Annotated in this window: 21 protein-coding genes; 8 read left to right on the top strand and 13 right to left on the bottom strand. The window is 71.0% G+C overall.

Going from position 1 to position 21454, the window contains the following annotated elements:
- Positions 1–15 precede the first annotated feature (15 nt).
- Positions 16–480, bottom strand: a complete 465-nt coding sequence (locus tag KHC28_RS25050) for a secondary thiamine-phosphate synthase enzyme YjbQ (protein WP_214011096.1) — start codon at positions 478–480, stop codon at positions 16–18.
- 305 nt (positions 481–785) lie between these two features.
- Here KHC28_RS25050 and KHC28_RS25045 point away from each other — a divergent pair, with 305 nt between their 5' ends.
- A complete protein-coding gene (locus KHC28_RS25045; protein ID WP_214011095.1) occupies positions 786–1805 on the top strand; it encodes an alpha/beta hydrolase in 1020 nt (339 codons plus the stop codon).
- Positions 1806–1858: 53 nt separating this feature from the next.
- On the opposite strand, the gene KHC28_RS25040 is transcribed toward KHC28_RS25045, so the two are convergent.
- The 3 genes from KHC28_RS25040 to KHC28_RS25030 all read right to left on the bottom strand — a co-directional run bounded on the left by KHC28_RS25040 (position 1859) and on the right by KHC28_RS25030 (position 3665).
- The gene (locus KHC28_RS25040) at positions 1859–2365 is read right to left on the bottom strand and encodes a hypothetical protein (protein WP_214011094.1); all 507 of its coding nucleotides are present in this window, start codon (positions 2363–2365) and stop codon (positions 1859–1861) included.
- A gap of 48 nt (positions 2366–2413) precedes the next feature.
- Positions 2414–3034 carry a 2-hydroxychromene-2-carboxylate isomerase gene (locus KHC28_RS25035; protein ID WP_214011093.1) on the bottom strand — a complete coding sequence of 207 codons (621 nt, stop codon included), beginning with the start codon at positions 3032–3034 and terminating at the stop codon, positions 2414–2416.
- 202 nt (positions 3035–3236) lie between these two features.
- Positions 3237–3665 carry a MerR family transcriptional regulator gene (locus KHC28_RS25030; protein WP_214011092.1) on the bottom strand — a complete coding sequence of 143 codons (429 nt, stop codon included), beginning with the start codon at positions 3663–3665 and terminating at the stop codon, positions 3237–3239.
- A gap of 364 nt (positions 3666–4029) precedes the next feature.
- Between KHC28_RS25030 and KHC28_RS27930 the strand changes: the two genes are divergently transcribed.
- Positions 4030–7047, top strand: a complete 3018-nt coding sequence (locus tag KHC28_RS27930; protein ID WP_214011091.1) for an SEL1-like repeat protein — start codon at positions 4030–4032, stop codon at positions 7045–7047.
- 56 nt (positions 7048–7103) lie between these two features.
- Here the strand turns inward: KHC28_RS27930 and pdeM are convergent, their stop codons facing one another.
- From pdeM to KHC28_RS25010, 3 genes are all read right to left on the bottom strand, one after another.
- The gene (gene pdeM, locus KHC28_RS25020; protein WP_312893356.1) at positions 7104–7826 is read right to left on the bottom strand and encodes a ligase-associated DNA damage response endonuclease PdeM; all 723 of its coding nucleotides are present in this window, start codon (positions 7824–7826) and stop codon (positions 7104–7106) included.
- Positions 7810–10341 (bottom strand): ligase-associated DNA damage response DEXH box helicase, encoded by a 2532-nt coding sequence (locus KHC28_RS25015; protein ID WP_214011090.1) that lies wholly within the window; start codon positions 10339–10341, stop codon positions 7810–7812. The genes pdeM and KHC28_RS25015 overlap by 17 nt, the downstream gene beginning before the upstream one ends.
- 64 nt (positions 10342–10405) lie before the next feature.
- Entirely contained in the window at positions 10406–11335 is a 930-nt protein-coding gene (locus KHC28_RS25010; protein WP_214011089.1) for a methyltransferase domain-containing protein, read from the bottom strand.
- Between the two features lie 128 nt (positions 11336–11463).
- On the opposite strand from KHC28_RS25010, the gene KHC28_RS25005 reads away from it, so the two are divergent.
- Genes KHC28_RS25005 through KHC28_RS24990 form a run of 4 tightly spaced genes read left to right on the top strand, consistent with a single transcriptional unit; the run spans position 11464 to position 15984 of the window.
- The gene (locus tag KHC28_RS25005) at positions 11464–12555 is read left to right on the top strand and encodes a ligase-associated DNA damage response exonuclease (RefSeq protein ID WP_214011494.1); all 1092 of its coding nucleotides are present in this window, start codon (positions 11464–11466) and stop codon (positions 12553–12555) included.
- The gene (locus KHC28_RS25000) at positions 12552–14360 is read left to right on the top strand and encodes a cisplatin damage response ATP-dependent DNA ligase (protein WP_214011088.1); all 1809 of its coding nucleotides are present in this window, start codon (positions 12552–12554) and stop codon (positions 14358–14360) included. Before KHC28_RS25005 ends, KHC28_RS25000 begins: the two co-directional genes overlap by 4 nt.
- 19 nt (positions 14361–14379) lie before the next feature.
- Positions 14380–14649, top strand: coding sequence for a DUF6460 domain-containing protein (locus KHC28_RS24995; protein WP_214011087.1), 270 nt, complete (start codon positions 14380–14382; stop codon positions 14647–14649).
- A 3-nt stretch (positions 14650–14652) separates the two neighbouring features.
- Positions 14653–15984: an MATE family efflux transporter gene (locus KHC28_RS24990; RefSeq protein WP_214011086.1), complete on the top strand. Its 1332-nt coding sequence runs from the start codon at positions 14653–14655 to the stop codon at positions 15982–15984.
- A gap of 21 nt (positions 15985–16005) precedes the next feature.
- Here KHC28_RS24990 and KHC28_RS24985 read toward each other — a convergent pair whose 3' ends face one another.
- A complete protein-coding gene (locus KHC28_RS24985; protein ID WP_214011085.1) occupies positions 16006–17082 on the bottom strand; it encodes a quinone-dependent dihydroorotate dehydrogenase in 1077 nt (358 codons plus the stop codon).
- The gene (locus KHC28_RS24980; protein ID WP_214011084.1) at positions 17079–17426 is read right to left on the bottom strand and encodes a DUF952 domain-containing protein; all 348 of its coding nucleotides are present in this window, start codon (positions 17424–17426) and stop codon (positions 17079–17081) included. Before KHC28_RS24980 ends, KHC28_RS24985 begins: the two co-directional genes overlap by 4 nt.
- Before the next feature lie 168 nt (positions 17427–17594).
- Between KHC28_RS24980 and KHC28_RS24975 the strand changes: the two genes are divergently transcribed.
- Complete coding sequence (locus tag KHC28_RS24975; RefSeq protein WP_214011083.1) at positions 17595–18218, top strand: S24 family peptidase; 624 nt, start codon at positions 17595–17597, stop codon at positions 18216–18218.
- Between the two features lie 95 nt (positions 18219–18313).
- On the opposite strand, the gene KHC28_RS24970 is transcribed toward KHC28_RS24975, so the two are convergent.
- The gene (locus tag KHC28_RS24970) at positions 18314–18577 is read right to left on the bottom strand and encodes a YMGG-like glycine zipper-containing protein (RefSeq protein ID WP_370638228.1); all 264 of its coding nucleotides are present in this window, start codon (positions 18575–18577) and stop codon (positions 18314–18316) included.
- A gap of 178 nt (positions 18578–18755) precedes the next feature.
- Here KHC28_RS24970 and KHC28_RS24965 point away from each other — a divergent pair, with 178 nt between their 5' ends.
- A complete protein-coding gene (locus tag KHC28_RS24965) occupies positions 18756–19391 on the top strand; it encodes a peroxiredoxin (RefSeq protein WP_214011082.1) in 636 nt (211 codons plus the stop codon).
- A gap of 71 nt (positions 19392–19462) precedes the next feature.
- On the opposite strand, the gene KHC28_RS24960 is transcribed toward KHC28_RS24965, so the two are convergent.
- From KHC28_RS24960 to def, 3 genes are read right to left on the bottom strand one after another with little or no spacing between them, the layout of a single operon-like run.
- Positions 19463–19906 (bottom strand): GNAT family N-acetyltransferase, encoded by a 444-nt coding sequence (locus KHC28_RS24960; RefSeq protein WP_214011081.1) that lies wholly within the window; start codon positions 19904–19906, stop codon positions 19463–19465.
- Positions 19906–20823 carry a methionyl-tRNA formyltransferase gene (fmt, locus tag KHC28_RS24955; protein WP_214011080.1) on the bottom strand — a complete coding sequence of 306 codons (918 nt, stop codon included), beginning with the start codon at positions 20821–20823 and terminating at the stop codon, positions 19906–19908. The genes KHC28_RS24960 and fmt overlap by 1 nt, the downstream gene beginning before the upstream one ends.
- Before the next feature lie 56 nt (positions 20824–20879).
- Positions 20880–21425: a peptide deformylase gene (gene def, locus KHC28_RS24950; protein ID WP_214011079.1), complete on the bottom strand. Its 546-nt coding sequence runs from the start codon at positions 21423–21425 to the stop codon at positions 20880–20882.
- Positions 21426–21454 lie beyond the last annotated feature (29 nt).

Here is a 21454-nt window from a genome sequence, read left to right as displayed (position 1 = left end):
CTCCGACGAAGAGCTTTAGTTGCCATCGCCGACGAATGCCACCGTCAATTCGCGGCGGTGCGGCATGGCGCGGTGCTCGACCAGATAGATCCCCTGCCAGGTGCCGAGCCGCATGCGCCCTTCCACCACCGGAATGGCGAGGTGGATGCCGGTCAGCACCGCCTTCACATGGGCGGGCATGTCGTCGGGTCCCTCGAGGTCGTGCACCCAGCCGGCATCCTCCGGCGCCAGCCGGTCGAGCGCGGTCAGGAGGTCGAGCCGCACGTCGGGATCGGCGTTCTCCTGGATGGTCAGCGAGGCCGAGGTGTGGCGGCAGAACAGCGACACCTCGCCGTCGCCGGCACCGATATCGGCGAGGAAGCGCGCCACCGCGCGGGTGATGTCGGTGAAACCGCGCCCCTGCGTGTCGATGGCGAGCTCGGCGCTGACCCGCCGCGTCACCCGGCTTTCACGCGGTGCGCTCTGTCGTATCTCGGTCACGGCATGGCTCCCATTATCGGGCGGCGCTGGACGAATGGGCGTCGCTGGGTTTGGATAGGCGCGTTCGATCGCGGATGCACGCCCTTGATCGCCACATGGTCGACAAGGTGTTCCGCGCAGTTACTGGTTGACCGAATCCGATTGTCGATTTCCCGACTGCCAGCTCCTTGATCACCAAGTCTCTGGCTACAAAGTCCCTGACCGCCAAGTCCCTGACTGCCAAGTCCACGACCTCACGGGCCAAGGCACCCCGATCCTCGACCCCACGGTCCTCGACCCACGCCATCATGGAGCGTCTCCCGCTTATGACCGTCTCGTCCTCCACGCCCGCCTCCGCCCCTTCCGCCGCCGGCGACTCTGTCGCTAGCCTGCCCGAGCTGGTCATCGATCCCTCGGTGTTCGCGCCCTCGGCGGTCTCGCCGGAGACCCGTGCGGTGAATGCCGGCATCGTCAAGGCGCTGGGGGCGGTGCCGGACCGCTGGGTGTTCCCGATGGCGCTGCTGCGCAAGCTGCGGCTGGACGGCAAGGGGCCGTTCCCCTTGGCGCCGGAAAGCCCCTATGCCAGCGTCGAGGAGATCGACGGCCCGCACGGCCCGGTGGCGCTGCGCATCTACACACCGCCGGAGCCGGCCAAGGGCGTCTATCTGCACATCCATGGCGGCGGCTGGTGCCTCGGCTCGGCGCGCGAGAATGACGGGCTGAACCACCGGCTCGTCGAGCGCACCGGCTTCGCCGTGGTGTCGGTCGACTACCGCCTCGCCCCGGAGGCCCCCTGGCCGGCGGCGCCGGACGATTGCGAGGCCGCCGCCTTGTGGCTGGTGCGCGAGGGCAAGGCCCGCTTCGGCACCGAGCACTTCGTCATCGGCGGCGAATCCGCCGGCGCCAATCTCTCCGTGGCAACGCTGCTGCGGCTGCGCGACCGGCACGGGCTCTCCCCGTTCCGCGCCGCCAATCTCAATGCCGGCTGCTACGATCTCGGCCTCACCCCCAGCGCCCGCAATTGGGGCGACGAGCCGCTGGTGCTCAACACCCGCGACATCAACGTCTTCGTCGGCCATTACCTGCGCGAGGGCGGCGAGGTGGCGACGCCGGACATCTCGCCGCTGCATGGCGATCTTCGCGGCCTGCCGCCGGCGCTGTTCACCATCGGCACCCGTGACGCGCTGCTGGACGACACGCTGTTCATGGCGCCTCGCTGGCTCGCCGCCGGCAACCGCGCCGAGATCGCCGTCTATCCCGGCGGCTGCCACGTCTTCATCGGCTTTCCCGGCTCGCTCGCCGACAAGGCGCTGGCCCGCATCGTCGCTTTCCTCGCCGCCAGCTGAGCGGCGGGAGGACACACACCCTCAGGGCTTCTCGCCCTCAAGGCTTCCCGTCTTCAGAGCTTCTCGCCCTGCGGCGGGTTGCTGCGCAGCCGCTCCATCATCTCGTAGAAGCGGCGGAACATCGCCTCCGCCTTGCGCATCGCCTCCTCCATCGCCGCGTCGAAGCGGCCGCGCTCCTCGTCCGGCTTGGCCGGCGGCGTGGCGTCCGGCGCCGGTGGAGTGGCGTCGGCGGAGGGTGGCTGGCGCGGCGGCCCGGCAATGTCCGGCACGCCGCCCCCGCCGGCAGAGGCCAGCCGGTCGCGCAGCCGGGCGATCTCGGCCTCCAGCGCCGCCCGCTCGTCGGGCAGCGCCTCGCAGCGCCACACGCCGCCACGGCTGGCGCAGAAGCTCATCGCACCGGAGCGGGTGTCGAGGCGCAACACCCCGCCCTCCACCGGCTGCATGGTGAAATGCGGCGGCGCCTCCGGCCCGCCCGGCGGCGGCGGAACGGCGGTAGGCTGCGCGCGGGCGCCGGTGGCGAGCAGGAGCGCGAACAGCGCGGCGAGAGCGATGCGAATCATGGAAGCCTCCCTGCTGCCGGTTTTCGGGCGTTGCCGCCGGGGCTGCCCTTACGCCTCCGGCGCGAACGGCGCCCGTTCGCTGGACAACGCCGCATCGAGAAGATCGATCCGATCCTGCCCCCAGAACACCTCGCCGTCGAGCACATAGGCGGGCGAGCCGAACACGTCGGCCTCGACCGCGCGGGCGCGGTTGGCCTCGTAGAGCGCCCCGGTCGCCTCGGTTGCGGCCGCGTCCAGCAGCGCCGCCGGCAGGCCGAGCTCGGCCAGCACCGCGGCGAGCTGCGCCGGATCGGCCATGTTCTCCTGGCGCTGCCACACCCCGGCCATCAGCCGGCCGACCAGCGGACCTGCATTGTGGCCGGCCTCGGCGGCGGCGAGCACCAGCCGGTCGGCCAGCGCGCCGTCGAACGGCCAATGCGCCGGGTGCAGGTTGAGGTCGAGCCCGCGCGCTTCCCGCCAGCGCTGCAATTCCACCAGCCGGTAGCGCTGGCGCGCCGGGTGGCGCTTGGGCAGCGGCAGGCCGCCGGTCTCGGCGAACAGCCCGCCGAGCTGCACCGGCCGATAGCGCACGTCGAGCCCGTGGCGCTGCGCCACGCCCGTGAAGGCGGCGTGGCCGATGAAGGCCCAGGGGCTGACGACGGAAAAGAAATAGTCGACGGAACGGCTCATCCGCGCCTCGCTGGGGCCGGCCACCGGCAAGCCCGGACGGCGCGCGGCCCTCTTGTTCGCTGTCCGGCGACCGGGCGGCCACCGCGCCTCCTTTGAAGCGCAGCGGCGCCGGCGCTTCAAGCCCGGCGCGGGCCCTATCGCAGGGCTAGAAACGAAAACGGCGCCCCAGGGGCGCCGCTTCGATGGTCGTCGCAGGCGTCGTTCAGGCGGCGGTGCGGACCGGGTAGGAGGCGATCATCTGCTTGAGCTCGCCAATGGCTTCCTCGATCTCGGCCTTCTGCTGCTCGAGGAGGCCGAGCTGCTCGACGCACTTCTCGCGGGTCAGGGCGAGGCCGCTCATGGTGGCGGTGCCTTCGCGCAGGGCGACCATCGCCTTGATCTCGGCGAGGGTGAAGCCGAGCTTCTTGCCCTTCAGGATGATGGAAAGGCGCGAGCGGTCGGAGGGGGTGTAGAGGCGGGTCAGGCCTTCGCGGCGCGGCGCCAGCAGGCCCTTGTCCTCATAGAAGCGCAGGGCGCGCAGCGTCACGTCGAACTCGCGGGCGAGGTCGCCGATGGTGAAATAGAGGGCGTCACCCGAGGACGAGGTGGCGGTGTCGACGGCACGATCCTGCTCGTAGGAAGTGAAGTCCATCGCGGGGTCTCCTGGTCGGTTAACGGGACGCAAAGGGATCGCGTCAGCAGCGTTGTCCGAATTTGTACTGACCCACCTGCCGTAAGGGGAGAAAGTAGCACCCTCCGTTAGGGAAACTTACTGTTAAATGCGTATATAAATATATGATATTTATATTTAAATACGATATTACCTCTGACTGCCTTATCCCTCCCCTACCCGAGGTAAAGCCACCTTTCCCTATCCGGCGGCGGTAGCAAAATGCCGGATGGCGTTACGCATTAACCCGTCATTTACCAAGAAACGAAACAGTCGACCGGAGCAGCCTCCAGCGTCGCACCGGGTGATTCTCCCGTCGCCGACGCCTGACGCGACGGAGAAGACGGTGAGGCAAGGCGCCCCCACCCAGGCCGGGCAGATTCCCCCCGCCGCCTGGACCGCGATGAACGAAGCCGCCCGGCGCGCCGGCCTGCCGCTGGACGAGTGGCTGCACCAGCGCCTGCTCGGCCCTCTCGGCGGCGGCGAGCGCGGAGCCGCCGTCGGCGACATCGCCGATCTGCGTCGCCGCATCCGCGAGCTCACCGGCACGATGAACCACCTCGCCGCCTCGCAGGCCTCCGAACAGGCCGCCCTCACTCAGGCGGCCACGGCTCCCGCATCGCCCACCACGTCGCGCGTGGAGGCGGCCCTCGACGACATCCGCTCGCAGCTCGACACGCTGGTCGGCGATTCCGGCGCCCGGCTGCGCACCACCGCGCCCCTCGCCTCTCCCCAGCACGACACGCAGGCGCCGAGCGCCGCCAGCATCGAGGCCGCCGTCGCCGAGATCGCCGCCCGCCAGCGCGAGCTGGACGTCGCCGCCCCGCCCGCCCCGGGAGCCGGCCGCTCGACGCCCGCCCGCCCGGCCCCCGGGCGTGCCGCCATCACGTCTTCCGCATCGGTGCCTGCCGCTTCCGCCGCGCAGGCCACTACCCCCGTACCGGCCGCACCGTCGGTCGAGCTGCGTGCCCCGTCGCGACCCGCGACGTCCAGGACCGCGTCCCCGTCCCCCGCCACTTCCACCGCCATCCCGCCGGGCGCGCCGCATGTGGCGGCTGCGGCCCCCACCCCGCTCGCCCTCGACACGCTACGCGGCGAGGTCGCGCAGCTGCGCGCCGCGCTCGGCGACCTCGCGCCACGCCAGGCGGTGGACGAGCTGCAGCGCACCGTCACCCGCCTCGCCGCGCGGGTGGAGGCCTCCGGGCTGCGCGACAAGGAGCTCTGCGCCACGCTGACGGCGCTGCGCGACATGATCGCCGCGCTGCGGCTGCCGGAATATCAGGCGGTGACGCAGGGCCGCATCGACGCGCTGTCGCGCAAGCTGGACCTGATCGCCGCCAAGCAGGTGGACGGCGCCGCCATCGCCCGGCTGCAGGCGCAGGCCGGCGAGATCCGCGCCGTCATCGGCCGGGCGCTGTCGAACGACACGGTGCGCCAGCTGGTCGAGCAGGTGACGCTGCTGGTCGGCCGCGTCAGCCGCGAGGCCGGGTCGCAGGAGAACGCGCTGCGTGCGGCGCTTGCCGGCATCGACGAGCGGCTCGGCCAGCTCGCCGCCCGTATCGAGGCGCAGGCCGCCCGGCCGGTCGAGGTCGATCTCGGCGGCGTCCATCGCCGGCTCGACGACCTCCAGGAAAACATCAGCGCGAATTTCTCCTCCCTGCGTAACCAGGCCCCGGCGGGTGTCGAGCAGTTGCTGCGCGGCCTCGGCGAGCGGCTGGAACGCATCGAGCGCCCGGTCCCGCCCGAGGCTCCCGCGCCGATCCCGGTCCCCGACACCGGAGCGTTCGAGACACTGAGCCGCCAGATCGCCACGCTGGCCGACCGGCTGGAGGCGCAGCACGCCCAGCCCAATCGGCTCGCCGGTATCGAACGGGCGCTGAACGACCTGTTCATTCAGATGGAGGAAACCCGCGCCAGCCTGGTGAGCGTCCCGCCGCCGCGCCCGCCGGTCGATCCGGCGCCGCGCGGGGGAGAGCCGCCCCGGCCGCCGGAATCCGCGGCCCTCGCTCCAACCGCTCTCGTTTCTGGCTCCCCTGCCGCCGCCCCGGCTGCATCGGCCGACAGCACCGCCCGGCTCGCCGACATGGCGATCGCCGCCACGTCCCCGGCGGTGGAAGCCCCGATGCCGCCGCCGGTCGAGGCCGCGGTCAAAGCGCCGGCCGCCCTGCCCGCCAATGACCGGGCGCCGGAAGCATCGGAGCCGGACAGCGCCGAGGTCTCGGGCGCCGGGCCGGCGCGCATCGATTTCATCGCCCAGGCCCGCCGCGCCGCCCGTGGCGCGCCGGCCACCGTGCCGCATGTCGCTCCCAGCCGCAGCGCCCGCATCGCCGAGGGCCGCGCCAGCCGCGCCCGCTCCACCCGCTGGCTGGCCCGCATCCGCGCCATGCTGCTGGTCGGGGTGTGCGGCTCGGCGCTCGCCTTCGCTTCCTGGCACCTGCTCAGCGGCATGAAGGAAGGCCGGCTGCGCGCTTCGGCGCCGGCCGCCACCTCCACCGCCCGCTCGCTGCCATTCGAGCCGACCCCGGACGACATCACCGGCTCGGTATCGCCGCGCCCGGCGCCGCCCGCCTTCGCCCCGGAGGCCCCGGCCGCGCCGACCCTGCCGATCCCGGCCTTGCCCGAATCCACGCCGGCACGCCCGGCGGCGCCGCTGCCCGGCTCCTCCAGCCTCGACCTCCCTCCGGTGCCGGGCGACCTGCCGAACGGCATAGGCGGCCAGGGTCTGCGGGTCGCGGCGCTGGCCGGCGATGCCGACGCCGCCTATGAGGTCGGGCATCGCTACACCGAGGGCGACGGCGTTGCGCCCAGCACCGCGCGCGCCGCGCAATGGTTCGCCGTCGCCGCCGCCCACGGCTCCATCCCCGCCGCCTACCGGCTGGGCGCCCTCTATGAGAAGGGCGCCGACGGCGTGCCGCGCGACCTGCCCCGGGCGCGGGCGCTCTACGAGGCCGCCGCCGCCGGCGGCAATGTGCGGGCCATGCACAATCTCGGCGTGATGCTCGCCGATGGCAGCGCCGGCGCGCCGGATTATGCCGGCGCCGCGGTGTGGTTCCAGAAGGCGGCCGGCTACGGCGTGCGCGACAGCCAGTACAATCTCGGCGTGCTCTATGCGCGCGGCTTCGGCGTCGCGGCCGATCAGCTACAGGCCTGGCGCTGGTTCGCGCTGGCCGCCGCGCGCGGCGACCAGGAAGCGGCGGCGAGGCGCGACGAGATCGCCGCCCGGCTCGACACCGACACCCTCGCCTCCGCCCGCAAGGCGTTGCAGCTCTGGGCGCCGGCGGAGATCGACGCGCGGGCGAACAGCGGTTCCGGCCTCACGGACCTCGATGTCCCCGCCGCCCGCAAGACCGCGTCACGCGGCTGATCCCCGCTTCACGCGGCTAGCCCCCGCCTCGCGCAGCCGGGTCGGCGCATCGCCGCTCAGCGATCCGGCGCGCAGACATGGTGGGCGAGGCGATAGGTCCGCGCCCCGCCGATCAGATGCGCCTCGAACGAAGGCGCGAACAGCCCGGCCAGCACCCGGTCCCGCACGTTCAAGCCTCCCGCATAGGCGCCGAGCGCCGGCATGACGAGGCGCCGCCCATCGGTGGCGAAGCAGCGCCGGCGTACCGCCCGCCCGCGCCGCACCACCCGCGCCACCGGATGCAGGTGGCCGGCGATTTCGCGGACCGCCCCCGCACGCGGCTCGTGCCGCAGCACGAGGCCGCCGACCGCCAATTCCGGCAGATGCACGCCGCCGAGTTCCGGCACGACATCGGGATCGTGGTTGCCGGCGATCCACAGCATCTCCCGGCCATGGCCGATCCGCGCTAGCAGATCGCGTTCCGCCGGGCCGAGCCGGCTGCCGGCGCGGCGGTCGTGCAGCGTGTCGCCCAGCGACACCACCGCGCGCGGCCGCCAGCGCTCCACCATGGCGGCGAGCAGCATCAGCGTGGCGCGGCTGTCATAGGGCGGCAAAGCGATGCCGCGCGCGGCGAAGGAAGAACCCTTCTCGAGATGCAGGTCGGCGACGATCAGCATCCGCTCGGCCGGCCAGAACAGCCCGCCGGCCGGGTCGAGGCGCAGCTCGGCCCCGGCGAGCGCGATCGTTCCGGCCGCATCGGACGGATCGGCCGCATCGGCCACCTCACTGCACGCGGTGATCGCCACGCATCGCCTCCTCGACCAGTTCGTCCTCGGCTTCCGCCAGCAGCGCGTCCGCCGCCTCGCCGCCGACCATTTCGCGGCCGATCTCCAGCATCACCGGCACCGCCAGCGGCGACACCCGATCGAGTTCGACATGGTCGATTCGCCCGCGGATGCGCATCAGCATGCCGGAAAGCCGCTTGAGGTCCATCAGCCCGGTGGCGGCGTCCTGCCGGGCGGCGCGCAGCAGCACATGGTCGGGCTCATGCGCGCGCAATACGTCGTAAACGAGGTCGGTCGACATCGTCACCTGCCGGGAATTCTTCTCCTTGCCGGGAAAGCGCCGCTCGATCAGCCCGGCGATGATGGCGCATTGGCGGAAGGTGCGCTTCATCAGCGCCGCCTCCGCCAGCCACGCCTCCAGATCGTCGCCCAGCATGTCGGCGTCGAACAGATCGCCAAGGTCGAGCCGGCCCTGCCGGATGGCCAGCGAAAGATCGGAAATGCCATAGATCGCAAGCGCATAGTCGTTGGCGACGAAGCCGAGCGGCTTGAGCCTCGCCCGCTCCAGCCGCCGCGTCAGCAGCATGCCGAGCGTCTGGTGGGCGAGCCGCCCCTCGAAGGGATAGGCGACGAGATAATGCCGCCCGCCGCGCGGAAAGGTCTCGACCAGCAGGTCCTCACGCCCCGGCAGCCTGGAGCGCCAGCGCTGGATTTCCAGCCACTCGCGCACCTGGGCGGGCAGGCTCTTCCAGCGCGCCGGATCGGCCAGCATCGCCCGCACGCCGGCGGCGAGGAAGGTGGAGAGCGGGAACTTGCCGCCCTCATAGGACGGCACTTTCGGCTCCTTGGCGTGCGAGCGCACCACCAGCACGGTGTCCTCGACGATGGCGCGGTATTCGAGGATTTCCCCTGCGAAGACAAAGGTATCGCCGGGGCTCATCGTCTCGACGAAATACTCCTCCACTTCGCCGAGCACTCGCCCGCCATACCGCGCTTTCCCACCGACGAGGCGCACCTTCAGCATGGTCGCCTCGACGATGGTGCCGACATTGAGCCGGTATTGCTGCGCCACCATCGGATTGGCCACCCGCCAGCGGCCATCCTTCATCTGGCGGATGCGGGCGAAGCGCTCATAGGCGCGCAGCGCATAGCCTCCCGTCGCGTCGAAGGCCAGCACGTCGTCGAAGTCCTTGCGCGGCAAGGCGGAATAGGGTTCGGCCGAGCAGATCTCCTCATAGAGCGCGTCGGCGTCGAACGGACCGGCGCAGGCCATGCCGAGCACATGCTGAGCGAGCACGTCGAGCGCGCCGGAGCGCTCCACGGCGCCGTCCTGTGCCCCGGCGCGCACCGCCTCCATCGCCGCGCGGCATTCCAGCACCTCGAAGCGGTTGGCCGGCACCAGAACGGCGCGCGAGGGCTCGTCGAGCCGGTGATTGGCGCGGCCGATCCGCTGCATGAGGCGCGAGGAGCCCTTCGGCGCCCCGACATTGATGACGAGATCCACCGCCCCCCAGTCGATGCCGAGGTCGAGCGAAGAGGTGCACACCACCGCCTTGAGCCGCCCCTCGCCCATCGCCGCCTCGACACGCCGGCGCTGCGACACGTCCAGCGAGCCGTGATGCAGGGCGATGGGAAGGTTCAACTCGTTGATGTGCCACAGTTCCTGGAACAGCAGCTCCGCCTGCATGCGGGTGTTCACGAACACCAGCGTCGTGGTGTTGGCCGTTATCAGCGCGTAGATTTCGCTCAAGGAATGCTTCGCCGTGTGCCCGGCCCAAGGCACATGCGCCACGCTGTCGAGCATAGAGAGTTCCGGTGCCGCCCCGGCCTCGGCGATGACGAGATCGCCCATCTCGCCGTCCCCGCCAGATTCTTCACGAGAATTTTGCGGCACCAGCCAGCGGCGCAGCGTATCGGGATCGGCCACCGTCGCCGAGAGGCCGACCGTCTGCGCCTCCGGTGCCAGCGCGCGGATGCGGGCGAGGCCGAGGCTCAGCAGGTCGCCGCGCTTGGAGCCGGCCAGCGCGTGCAGCTCGTCGAGCACGATGCGCCGGAGCTCGCCGAACAGATGCGGCGCGTCGGCGGAGGCGAGCAGCAGCGCGATCTGCTCGGGCGTGGTGAGCAAGATGTCCGGCGGGTCGCGGCGCTGGCGCTGGCGCCGCGAGGCCGGCGTGTCGCCGGTGCGGGTCTCGATGCGGATGGGGAGCCGCATCTCTTCCGCCGGCCGCTCCAGATTGCGGGCGACGTCGACCGCCAGCGCCTTCAGCGGCGAGATGTAGAGCGTATGCAGCCCCGGTGGGCGCGGAGTGTTGCGGTTGCGCGGCCGCTCGGCGAGCTCGACCAGCGTCGGCAGGAAACCGGCCAGCGTCTTGCCGGCGCCGGTGGGGGCGATCAACAGCGTCGAGCGCCCCTGCCGCGCCCGCTCCAGCAAGGCGAGCTGATGCGCACGCGGCGCCCAGCCGCGGCTGGCGAACCAGCTGCGGAACGGCTCGGGCAGATCGGTAGCGCTCTGGCGGTCGAGGACGGTCACAGGCGAGAGGCTAGCGCGTTCCGCCGGAAAAGCGAGGGCAAAACGGGAACATCGGTCGAAAAGACTACGTCGCCCGCATCGCCGCGATGACGAGGCCGGGCACCGGCGCGCCCTTCTCGGTGCGGGTGGAAGCCGTGGCACAGGACAAGAGGGCGAGGCCCGCCGTCGCCAGCGCCCCGCGCACATAGGCCTCCCCATGCGCATAGCGCAGCGTATCGCGCAGCAGGATGCCCTCGCCTTGATGGGTCTCGACGGTGAAGGCGAGCAGCCCGCCTTCCTCCAGCACCCGCCGGCTTTCGACGAGCACCGGGACGAGATCGCCGAGATAGCAGAAGGCGTCGCCGGCGAAGACGAGATCGGCCTCGCGCGCCGGCACCTCGCGCAGATAGTCCACCATGTCGCCGGCCACCAGCCGCGCATAGACGCCGCGGGCCCGGGCGAGCGCGATCATGTTGGGCGAGAGGTCCACCCCGTCGATCTCGCCGACCTGGTCGAAGAGCCGCCCCCCGACAAGGCCGGTGCCGCAGCCGAGATCATGGGCGCGGGCGAAGGCGAACGGCCGGCCCAGCCCGTCGCAGGCCGCCGCCAGCACGCCATGGATCAGCTCCGGCCCACGATAGTCGAGCCGCTCCAGTGCCTTGTCGAAGCGCTCGGCATACTGGTCGAACAGGGTGCGCACATAGGCGGCGCTCATCTCCGGCACGTCGCTCCGACCCAGCCGGGCGAGCCGCAGCACCGCGCCGAGCCGGTCCTCGGGATCGAGCGCGCGGGCACGGGCATAGGCGTCGCCGGCACCGACCGTGTCACCCAGCGCTTCGCGCGCCTCGCCGAGCAGGAACCAGCCGGGCAGGAAGTCCGGCGCCCGCCCGGCCACCTCGTTGAGCAGCGCCGCCGCGTCGGCGGCATTGCCCTCGGCCATCAGCGAGCGCGCCCAGTCGATGCGGCGATCGAGGGTGGGATCGCCGGACGACAGGAAAAGCGGGACGCCAGCCATGGGAGGTCTCTGTAGCCGAGGGGTCGGCAAATCGCGGGGCGACGCCCTATATCCTTCCCGACGCCGCTTGGTAAGAGAGTTTCGCAAGGCCCATGAATTCGACGGAGCGTTCTACCGCGCCTTCCACCCTGCGCCCGGAAGACCTGCTGCGCCCGACGCCGCGCGGGCTCTATTCGCCTGCCGGCGATTTCTTCATCGATCCGACCCGGCCGGTGCCGCGCGCGCTCGTCACCCACGGCCATTCCGACCATGCCCGCGCCGGCCATGGCGCGGTACTGGCCACGCGCCAGACGCTCGACATCATGGCGATCCGCTACGGCGAGGATTTCGCCGGCCAGACGCAGGCGATTTCCTATGGCGAGACGGTGGAGGTCTCCGGCGTCAAGGTCACGTTCTTCCCGGCCGGCCATATCCTCGGCTCGGCGCAGATCCGGGTGGAAAAGGACGGCTGCCGCATCGTCGCCTCCGGCGACTACAAGCCCGGCAGCGATCCCACCTGCACGCCCTTCGAGCCGGTCGCCTGCGACGTGTTCATCTCCGAGGCGACCTTCGGCCTGCCGGTGTTCCGCCATCCCGACCCGATGGAGGAGACGGCCAAGCTCACCTCTTCGCTCGCCCTGTTTCCCGAGCGCACCCACATCGTCGGCGCCTATGCGCTCGGCAAGGCGCAGCGGGTGATCGCGCTGTTGCGTGCCGCCGGACACGACCGGCCGATCCTCTTGCACGGCGCCATGGAGCGGCTCACGGCCTATTATGAGAGCCAGGGCATCGCGCTCGGCCCGGTGAAGCCTGCCCGCGACGCCCAGCCTTCGGAGCTGCCCGGCGCGGTGGTGATCGCACCGCCCGGCTCGCTCGCGGAAGTCTGGTCGCGGCGCTTCGCCGATCCGGTCACCGCCTTCGCCTCGGGCTGGATGCGCATCCGCGCCCGCGCCCGCCAGCATGGTGTCGAACTGCCGCTGGTCGTCTCCGACCATGCCGACTGGGACGACCTGCAGCACGCCATCCTCGCCACCGGCTGCGCGGAACTCTGGGTGACGCACGGCCAGGAGGACGCCCTCGTCCATTGGGCCGGCCAGGCCGGGCTGGCCGCCCGCCCGCTGCACCTCGTTGGCTATGGCGAGGAGGAAGCGGAGAGCGGCGCCGCCCCGGCCACCCCGCCGGCGGCGGAGGACGGTGCGGGAGGAAGTCCCGAGGGAAGCCTCAAGGGAAGCGCATCGTGAACCGCTTCGCCGCCCTTATCGACCGCCTCGCCTATGAGCCGCGCCGCAACGGCAAGATAAGGCTGATCGCCGATTACTTCCGCCACGTGCCGGACCCGGACCGCGGCTTCGCGCTGGCGGCGCTCACCGGCGCGCTGTCGTTCCGCAACGCCAAGCCGGGGCTGATCCGCCAGCTGATTGCCGAGCGCACCGACCCGGTGCTGTTCGCGCTGTCCTATGACTATGTCGGCGACCTCTCCGAGACGGTCGCGCTGATGTGGCCGGCGCTGCCAAAGCCGGAGGAGGCCGGCCTCCCGACGCCCTCGCCATCCCTCGCCGCCGTCGTCGACACCCTCACCCATATGGGCCGCAGCGAGATGCATGCGGTGCTCGCCGGCCTGCTCGACCGGCTGGACGAGACCGGCCGCTGGGCGCTGTTGAAGCTGATCACTGGCTCGCTGCGCATCGGCGTCTCGGCCCGGCTCGCCAAGACGGCGGTGGCGGCGCTCGGCACTCTCGCACCCGACGACATCGAGCTGGTCTGGCCCGGCCTGTCGCCGCCCTATGCCGAGCTGTTCGCCTGGGCGGAGGGCCGCGGCGAGCGGCCGGAGACCTCCGACCCGACGCCGTTCCGCCCGGTGATGCTCGCCCACCCCCTGGAGGAAGCGGACCGGGACAACCTTGTCCCGCAGGAGTTCCGCGCCGAGTGGAAATGGGACGGCATCCGCATCCAGGCGGTGCGGGCGCACACAGTGGATGGCCATCCCGCCACCCGGCTCTACAGCCGTACCGGCGAGGACATCACCGGCGCCTTCCCCGATCTTGCGGACGCGCTTGCCTTCGAGGGCGCGGTGGACGGCGAATTGCTGATCCTGCGCGAGGGCCGCGTGCAGTCCTTCAACGTCCTCCAGCAGCGTCTGAACCGCAAAGTGGTGTCGGCGAAGCTCATCGCCGAATTCCCGGCGCATATCCGCGCCTATGACCTCTTGGTCGACGGCACCGAGGACGTGCGCGAAGAACCCTTCGACGCCCGTCGCGCCCGGCTGGAGGCGCTGATCGCCGCCCAACCGGCCGATGGACGGCTCGACCTCTCGCCGCTGGTGCCCTTCTCCACATGGGAGGAACTGACCGCCGCCCGCGCCGACCCGGCCGGCCACGGCGCCGGCCCGGATGCCGAGGCGGTGGAAGGCGTGATGCTCAAGCGCGCCGACAGCCCCTATGTGCCCGGCCGGCCGAAGGGGCCGTGGTGGAAGTGGAAGCGCGATCCGCACAATGTCGACGCGGTGCTGATGTATGCCCAGCGCGGCCACGGCAAGCGGTCATCCTTCTATTCCGACTACACATTCGGCGTCTGGACTGGTGAGAACGCCGGCGAGGGTGAGCTGGTGCCGGTCGGCAAGGCCTATTTCGGCTTCACCGACGCCGAGCTCGCCGAGATCGACCGCTTCGTGCGCCGCCACACGGTGAACCGCTTCGGACCTGTGCGGGAAGTCGTGCACACCGCAACCGAAGGGCTGGTGCTGGAAGTGGCGTTCGAGGGCCTCGCCCGCTCCGCCCGCCACCGCTCCGGCGTCGCCATGCGCTTCCCGCGCATCGCCCGGCTGCGCTGGGACAAGCCGCCCGGCGAGGCCGACCGGCTCGCGACCCTCGAGGCGCTGCTGCGCCAAGAAGGTGAAGGCGCAGGTGAAGGCGCAGGTGAAGGCGCGGGTGAAGGCGCGGGTGAAGGCGCGGGTGAAGGCGCGGGTGAAGGCGCGGGCGATGGTGACGGCGGGGCGGCGCCGCCCGCCTCCCGCCGTGCTGCCCGGCGTGATAGGGATGCGACCTGAAATGGGGAGTGCCGATTCCATGTCCGACAACCAGATCTCGCGGCTGATGGGCGGCTCGCCGCTCTGGGTGCTGGTGCGCCTCGTCATCCTGTCCGTGGTCATCGGCGTGATCATGAGCGCCCTCGGCCTCGATCCGCTCAACATCCTCGAAAGCCTGCAACGCCTCGTCCACGGCCTGTTCGGCTTCGGTTTCGAGGCGGTCGAGAAGCTCTGGCGCTACTTCCTGCTCGGCGCGGTGGTGGTGGTGCCGCTCTGGCTCATCATGCGCGTCGCCCAGCGCGGCAAATAGGCCATGAACCTCACCGCCGCCGCCGGCCGGATCGAGGTCACGCACCGGCGCTTCCTCGCCATCGCCCTGCCGGCCACGCTGGCGCAGATGACGACACCGCTGCTCGGCCTCGTCGCCACGGCGGCGGTGGGGCGGCTCGGCGATGCCGTGCTGCTCGGCGCGGTGGCGGTCGGGGCGCTCTTGTTCGATTTCCTGTTCTGGGTGTTCGGCTCGCTGCGCATGGGCACGGCGGGGCTCACCGCCCAGGCGCTCGGGCGCGGCGACGCGCTGGAGGTGCGCGCCGCCCTCGCCCGCGCGCTGGTGCTGTGCGCCGCCATCGGCCTCGTCGTCATCCTCGCCCATGTGCCGCTCAGCGCGCTGGCCTTCCGGCTGATGGGCACCAGCGAGGCGGTCACGACCGCCGCCGCGGTGTATTTCTCGATCCGCGTGTTCTCGGCGCCGTTCGCCATCGGTAATTTCGCGCTGCTCGGCTGGCTGGTGGGCATCGCCCGCACCGATATCGGCCTCGGGCTGCAGGTGGTGATCGCCGGCATCAACGCCGCGCTCACCCTGCTGCTGGTGCTGCACTGGGATTACGGCATCGCCGGCGCGGCGCTCGCCAACGTCGCCGCCGAGATAGTCGGCACCGTGGCCGGGCTCGTCGCCGCCCGCCGGCTGATCGGGCCGGGCTGGCGGCTGCCGCTCGCCACGCTGTTCGACCGCGCCCGGCTCGTCGAGACCATCGGCGTCAATGGCGACATCATGATCCGCACCGGCGTGCTGATGCTGGTGCTGCTGTTCTTCACCGCCCAGGGCGCGCGGGCCGACGACGTGACGCTGGCCGCCAATGCCGTGCTCTACAACATGGTGATGGTCACCGCCTTCTTCCTCGACGGTTTCTCCACCGCCGCCGAGCAGATCTGCGGCCAGAGCGTCGGCGCCCGCGACCGCGCCGGCTTCCGCCGCTCGGTCGGCATGGTGCTGTTCTGGGGCTTCGGCTTCGCGGTGCCGGCGACGCTCGCCTTGCTGCTCGGCGGCGGCGCGGTGGTCGACGCCCTCACCAGCAACCCGCAGGTGCGCGAGGCGGCGCGGGCCTATCTGCCGCTGGCGGCGCTCACCCCGGTCATGGGTGTCGCCGCCTTCGCCTATGACGGCATCTATGCCGGCTCCACCTGGTCGCGCGACATGCGCAACCTGATGTTCGGCGCCGCGCTGATGTTTTTCGCCGCCTGGTGGATCGGCCGTCCCTTCGGCAATACCGGCCTGTGGTGCGCCTATCTCGCCTTCATGGCGGGGCGCGGCCTGCTGCAGGCGCTGCGCGTGCCGGCGCTCATCCGCCGCACTTTCCCGACCTAGCCGGGGAACGGCTTGCCCGACCTAGCCGGGGAACGGCTCGGCGACGCGCGTCCGCGCCCGCGTGCCGACCACTTCGGACAGCGAGCGATCCTCGGCCGCGAGATGGGCGGCGAGCCCCTGCTTGATCCGGCCGACCAGGCCGAGCCCCTCATAGACCAGCGCCGAATAGAGCTGGATCAGGCTGGCTCCGGCCTCGATCTTGGCGATGGCCGCCTCCGGGCTGTCGATGCCGCCAGCACCGATCAGCGGGAAGGCGCCCTCCACCCGCACATAGCTCTCCGCCAGCATGCGTGTCGCCAGCGGAAACAGCGGCCGACCGGACAGGCCGCCGGTTTCCTTGCGCTGCGGCGCGCGCAGGGTCGCCGGACGGGTGATGGTGGTGTTGGAGACGATCAGCCCGTCCACCTTGCGGCGGCGCGCCACCTGCACCACCGCGTCGAGATGGGCGAGCGCAAGATCGGGGGCGATCTTCAGCAGCAGCGGCACGCCGGGCGCCCAGCGCTCGCGGGCCTCCAGCATGCGGGCGAGCAGTTCGTCGAGCGCGCGCTCCTCCTGCAGGTCGCGCAGTCCCGGCGTGTTCGGCGAGGAGACGTTGGCGGTGAAATAGCTGGCATAGTCGGCGAAGGCCTCGACGCCCGAGGCATAGTCGCCGATGCGGTCCAGCGCCTCCTTGTTGGCCCCGACATTCACCCCGACGATGCCGCCCCGGGCGCGCCGCCGTCGCAGCCGCTCGCGCGCCGGCATCTGGCCACCGCTGTTGAAGCCGTAGCGATTGATCACCGCGCGGTCCTCGACGAGGCGGAAATTGCGCGGGCGCGGATTTCCCGGCTGCGGGCGCGGGGTGATGGTGCCGACCTCGACGAAGCCGAAGCCGTGCCCCAGCATGGCGTCGGGCACCTCGGCCTCCTTGTCGAAGCCGGCGGCGAGGCCCACCGGGTTCGGGAAGTCGAGCCCGAAGGCCCGCACCGCGAGGTTGGGATCGTCCGGCGCCGGCGTCGGTACCGGCAGGGCGGCGAGCGCGCGCACGGTCAGCCGGTGCGCCGTCTCCGGATCGAGGATCCGCGCGAACGGCAGGGCGAGGTCGAGCAGGGCGCTCATGCGAGCTCTCCGAACTGGTGGATGCCGTCCGGCCCGAGCGGCAGGTCGCGGACGAAGGCGACCGCGCTCATCGGCAGCGGCGCGTAGAGATGCGGGAACAGGTCGCCGCCGCGCGAGGGCTCCCAGCGCAGCGCCGCCGGATCGAGCGCGTCGACCCGAATCGCCGCCAGCACGAGGTCCGCCTGGCCGGCGAAATGCTTGGCGGCCGTCTCGCGCGCCTGGGCGGCGGTGGAGAAATGGATGAAGCCGTCCGCGAGGTCGACGGGCGCGCCGTCGAACCGGCCGGCCGCCTCGGCCTGCACCCATGCCCCGCGCGGGGATATCTTGTAGATGAAACCGGCCATCGACGTCCCCATCGCGCGGCAGCGCCTCCCCGTCCCCGGCGACACGCCCGCGACCGGCTGTAACCCTGCGGGACTTCGCTTGCAAGCGGTACTGGACGGCCCCTGCAATAGGGTATAATTCCTAATTCTAGATTGCGTTAACCATAATAAACACGTCTGGATTGCACCATGCTGACCCACGCCCAGATCTGGCGAGCGGTGGACCGGCTCGCCGAGCGCCACGGCCTGACGGCGTCGGCACTGGCCAAGCGGGCGGGGCTCGACGCCACCACCTTCAACCGCTCGAAGCGCGAGGCGCCGGACGGGCGACCGCGCTGGCCGTCCACCGAGAGCATCGCCAAGATCCTCGCCGCCACCGGCGCCAGCCTCGACGATTTCATGCATCTGGTGCAGAGCCCGCGCGGCGGCCGCGCGCTGCCGCTGATCCGCTTCGCCCGGGCCGGCGACGGCACGCTGTTCGACGAGGCCGGGCTGCCGGTCGGCGGCGGCTGGGAGGAAGCGATCTTCCCCGACATCGACGACGCGCACGCCTATGCGCTGGAGATCGCCGGCGACGCGATGATGCCGCTTTACCGTGACGGCGACATCGTCGTCGTCTCGCCCGCCGCTGCGGTCCGGCGCGGGGACCGGGTGATCGTCCGCACCCGCCGCGGCGAGGTGCTCGCCCGCGAAATGAAGCGGCGCACCGCCCGCACGCTGGAACTGCGTCCGCTCACGCCCGGCCATCCCGACCAGATCATCCCGGAAGCCGACATCGCCTGGGTCGCCCGCGTCATGTGGGCGAGCCAATAGGCCGGAGGCGGACCGACGACGACTGCAGAGACGCAGGCTCCAGACATGCGAACGGCCCCGCGAGGGGGCCGCTCGTCGTGCTAAGGTGCCGTGGCTCAGCGGCAGGGAACCGCCACCCGGCGGCCATAGGCGTCGCGGGCCCAGCAATCGCCCGGCGAGGTCGCCGCGCCGATGAGCGCGCCGGTGCCGGCGCCGATCGCACCGCCAACCGCCGCGCCGGTGCCGCCGCCGGCAATGCCGCCGATGATCGCGCCGGTACCGCCGCCGATCAGCGCGCCGCCGGTGGCGCGACGCTCGGTGGTCGTGCAGGCCGCGAGGCTCAGCGCGACGGCGGAAATGGCAAGAACCTTCATCATCATTGTTTCTCTCCAGAACACCCAGCGGAAGCACCCTGTTTCCACCGCTAGTAACGTCATCCTACGGCATCGGTTCCCTCCGTACGATACCGTAGAAGCCACGATCTCCTTCCCCGGAGCATGATCGTGGTTTATAATATATACACATGATTTTCATGTGTATTATGTTTGGAGCCTTCCGATGAGCATCCGCCTTGGCGACGTCGTGCCCGATTTCGAAGCGCAGACCACCGAGGGGCCGATCCGGTTCCACGCGTGGCTCGGCGATTCCTGGGGCGTGCTGTTCTCGCATCCGAAGAACTTCACCCCCGTCTGCACCACCGAGCTCGGACAGGTTGCCCGGCTCAAGCCGGAATTCGATCGCCGGAACGTCAAGGTGATCGGCCTCTCGGTCGACCCGCTCGATGCCCATGCCAAATGGTCGCAGGATATCGCCGAGACCCAGGGCTACGCGCCGAACTTCCCGCTGATCGCCGATGAGGACCGCACGATCTCCGGCCTGTACGACATGATCCACCCCAACGCGTCGGACACCATGACGGTGCGCTCGGTGTTCATCGTCGGGCCGGACAAGAAGCTGAAGCTCTCCCTCACCTATCCGGCGAGCGCGGGGCGCAACTTCGACGAGATCCTGCGGGTGATCGATTCGCTGCAGCTCACCGCCAAGCATTCCGTCGCCACGCCGGCGAACTGGAAGGATGGCGAGGATGTCATCATCGTCCCCTCGGTGAGCGACGAGGCGGCGAAGGAGAAGTTCCCCGATGGCTGGAAGACGCTGAAGCCCTATCTGCGCGTCGTCCCCCAGCCGGGCAAGTGACGCGGCGAAGTGAGCCGACCAAGTAAGCCGGCGAAACGATCAGGTGGCGGGCGCCTGCGGGCCGCCCGTCGCTATTCGCCGGTCAGCTGGCGGTACTGGATGAAGCCGGGGCGCTCGGCCACCGCGTTGTAGAGCTTCTGCGCGGTGAGGTTGGTCTCGTGGGTCAGCCAGTAGACCTCCGGCGCGCCGCGCGTGGCGGCATCGGCATGGACATGGGCGATCAGCTCGCGTCCGAGCCCCTTGCCGCGCTGGCTGGGATCGACGAACAGGTCGTTGAGGTAGCAGACGTCGCCCTCGCTCCAGGTCGAGCGATGGAACAGCCACTGCACCAGCCCCACCGCCCGGCCGTCGGCGTCGAAGGCGAGCGCGCCATGCACCGGCTCGGCCGGGTTGATCAGCCGCTCCCAGGTGGTGCGCGTCACCTGCGCCGGCAGTTCTGCCTCGTAGAAGGCGAGATAGGCCTGCCAGAGCGGCAGCCAGATCTGGTAGTCGTCCGCCCGCACCGCCCGGATCATCACTCCACCCCGTCGCCCGCCTTCAGCGCGTGACCGCGCAGGAATTCCTCCGCCGGCATCGCCTTGCCGCCGGCCTTCTGCACCTCGACGAGGCGCACCGCGCCGTCGCCGCAGGCGATGGTCAGCCGGTCGTCCAGCACGGTGCCGGGCGCGCCGGCGCCCTCGCCACGCGTCGAGCGCAGCACCTTCACCCGCGCGCCGTCGAGTTCGAACCAGGCACCGGGAAACGGCGACAGCCCGCGTATGTGGTCGTGCACCTCGCCGGCCGGCCGGCGCCAGTCGATGCGGGTCTCGCCCTTGTCGATCTTGGCGGCGTAGGTAACTCCATCAGCCGGCTGCGGCGTGAAGCCGAGCGCGCCGCGCTCCAGCGCTGCCAGCGCCCGGCCCATCAGGTCGGCGCCGATCCCCATCAGCCGGTCGTGCAGTTCGCCGGCGGTCATGTCCGGGCCGATGCTCACCCGCTCGACGAGGCCGACCGGGCCGGTATCGAGCCCTTCTTCCATGCGCATCGCCGCGACGCCGGTCTCCTTGTCGCCCGCCATGATGGCGCGCTGGATCGGTGCGGCACCGCGCCAGCGCGGCAGCAGCGAAGCGTGGAGATTGAGGCAGCCCAGCCCCGGCGCCTTGAGGATGGCCGGCGGCAGGATGCGGCCATAGGCCACCACCACCGCGACATCGGCATTGAAGGCGGCGAAGGTCTCGGCGGCCTCCTCGCCCTTCAGCGAGGCGGGATGCAGCACCGGGATGCTGAAGCGCTCGGCGGTGCGATGCACCGGCGAGGGCACGAGGTCGAGCCCGCGCCGCCCCGCCGCCGCCGGCGCACGGGTGTAGGCCGCGACCACCTCGTGGCCGGCCCCGACGATCTCGACCAGGGTCGGCACCGCGAAATCTGGCGTTCCCATGAAGACGACACGCATGAGGGTCTCCGCGCCGGAACAGATAAGGAAGGAAAGGCGGGTCGGTCGCGCCCGCGCTAGCGGGCGGTCCGCTCCTTGGCCGCCTTGGTGAACTTCTTGATCACCCGGTCGCGCTTGAGCTTGGAGATGTGGTCGATGAACAGCACGCCGTTGAGATGGTCGATCTCGTGCTGCACGCAGGTGGCGAGCAGGCCGTCGGCGTCGATCTCCTGGATCTCGCCATTGAGGTCCATGTAGCGCACCTTGACCCGCGCCGGCCGCTCGACGTCCTCGTAGTAATCGGGGATCGACAGGCAGCCTTCCTGGTAGACCGACAATTCTTCGGAGGCGGAGACGATCTCCGGGTTGATCAGCGCGATGGGGTTCTTTTCCCCCTCTTCGTCGCCCTCTTCCTCCTTCGCCCGGCGCTTGCCGACGTCGACGGTGACGATGCGCTCGGGCACGCCGATCTGCACGGCGGCAAGGCCGATGCCCGGCGCGTCGTACATGGTCTCGAACATGTCGTCGACGAGCGCGCGCACGCGCGCATCCACGCGCACGATCGGGTCGGAGACGAGGCGCAGGCGGTTGTCGGGAATGATGACAAGCGGGCGTACGGACATGCCGGGGAGATAAGCGACGCGCGCCCGCC

This window comes from Ancylobacter sonchi (assembly GCF_018390695.1).
Taxonomy (GTDB): Bacteria; Pseudomonadota; Alphaproteobacteria; order Rhizobiales; family Xanthobacteraceae; genus Ancylobacter; species Ancylobacter sonchi.
This window is presented reverse-complemented; position numbering and strand designations above follow the sequence as displayed.

Excerpts from the sequence above, each read along its gene's own strand:
- KHC28_RS24980 (WP_214011084.1), bottom strand. The coding sequence starts at position 17,426 with ATGGCCGGTTTCATCTACAAGATATCCCCGCGCGGGGCATGGGTGCAG.
- KHC28_RS24965 (WP_214011082.1), top strand. The coding sequence starts at position 18,756 with ATGAGCATCCGCCTTGGCGACGTCGTGCCCGATTTCGAAGCGCAGACC.
- KHC28_RS25045 (WP_214011095.1), top strand. The coding sequence starts at position 786 with ATGACCGTCTCGTCCTCCACGCCCGCCTCCGCCCCTTCCGCCGCCGGC.
- KHC28_RS24975 (WP_214011083.1), top strand. The coding sequence starts at position 17,595 with ATGCTGACCCACGCCCAGATCTGGCGAGCGGTGGACCGGCTCGCCGAG.
- KHC28_RS25035 (WP_214011093.1), bottom strand. The coding sequence starts at position 3,034 with ATGAGCCGTTCCGTCGACTATTTCTTTTCCGTCGTCAGCCCCTGGGCC.
- KHC28_RS25030 (WP_214011092.1), bottom strand. The coding sequence starts at position 3,665 with ATGGACTTCACTTCCTACGAGCAGGATCGTGCCGTCGACACCGCCACC.
- KHC28_RS25010 (WP_214011089.1), bottom strand. The coding sequence starts at position 11,335 with ATGGCTGGCGTCCCGCTTTTCCTGTCGTCCGGCGATCCCACCCTCGAT.
- KHC28_RS24960 (WP_214011081.1), bottom strand. The coding sequence starts at position 19,906 with ATGATCCGGGCGGTGCGGGCGGACGACTACCAGATCTGGCTGCCGCTC.
- KHC28_RS24990 (WP_214011086.1), top strand. The coding sequence starts at position 14,653 with ATGAACCTCACCGCCGCCGCCGGCCGGATCGAGGTCACGCACCGGCGC.
- fmt (WP_214011080.1), bottom strand. The coding sequence starts at position 20,823 with ATGCGTGTCGTCTTCATGGGAACGCCAGATTTCGCGGTGCCGACCCTG.
- KHC28_RS25040 (WP_214011094.1), bottom strand. The coding sequence starts at position 2,365 with ATGATTCGCATCGCTCTCGCCGCGCTGTTCGCGCTCCTGCTCGCCACC.
- KHC28_RS24985 (WP_214011085.1), bottom strand. The coding sequence starts at position 17,082 with ATGAGCGCCCTGCTCGACCTCGCCCTGCCGTTCGCGCGGATCCTCGAT.
- KHC28_RS24995 (WP_214011087.1), top strand. The coding sequence starts at position 14,380 with ATGTCCGACAACCAGATCTCGCGGCTGATGGGCGGCTCGCCGCTCTGG.
- def (WP_214011079.1), bottom strand. The coding sequence starts at position 21,425 with ATGTCCGTACGCCCGCTTGTCATCATTCCCGACAACCGCCTGCGCCTC.
- KHC28_RS24970 (WP_370638228.1), bottom strand. The coding sequence starts at position 18,577 with ATGATGATGAAGGTTCTTGCCATTTCCGCCGTCGCGCTGAGCCTCGCG.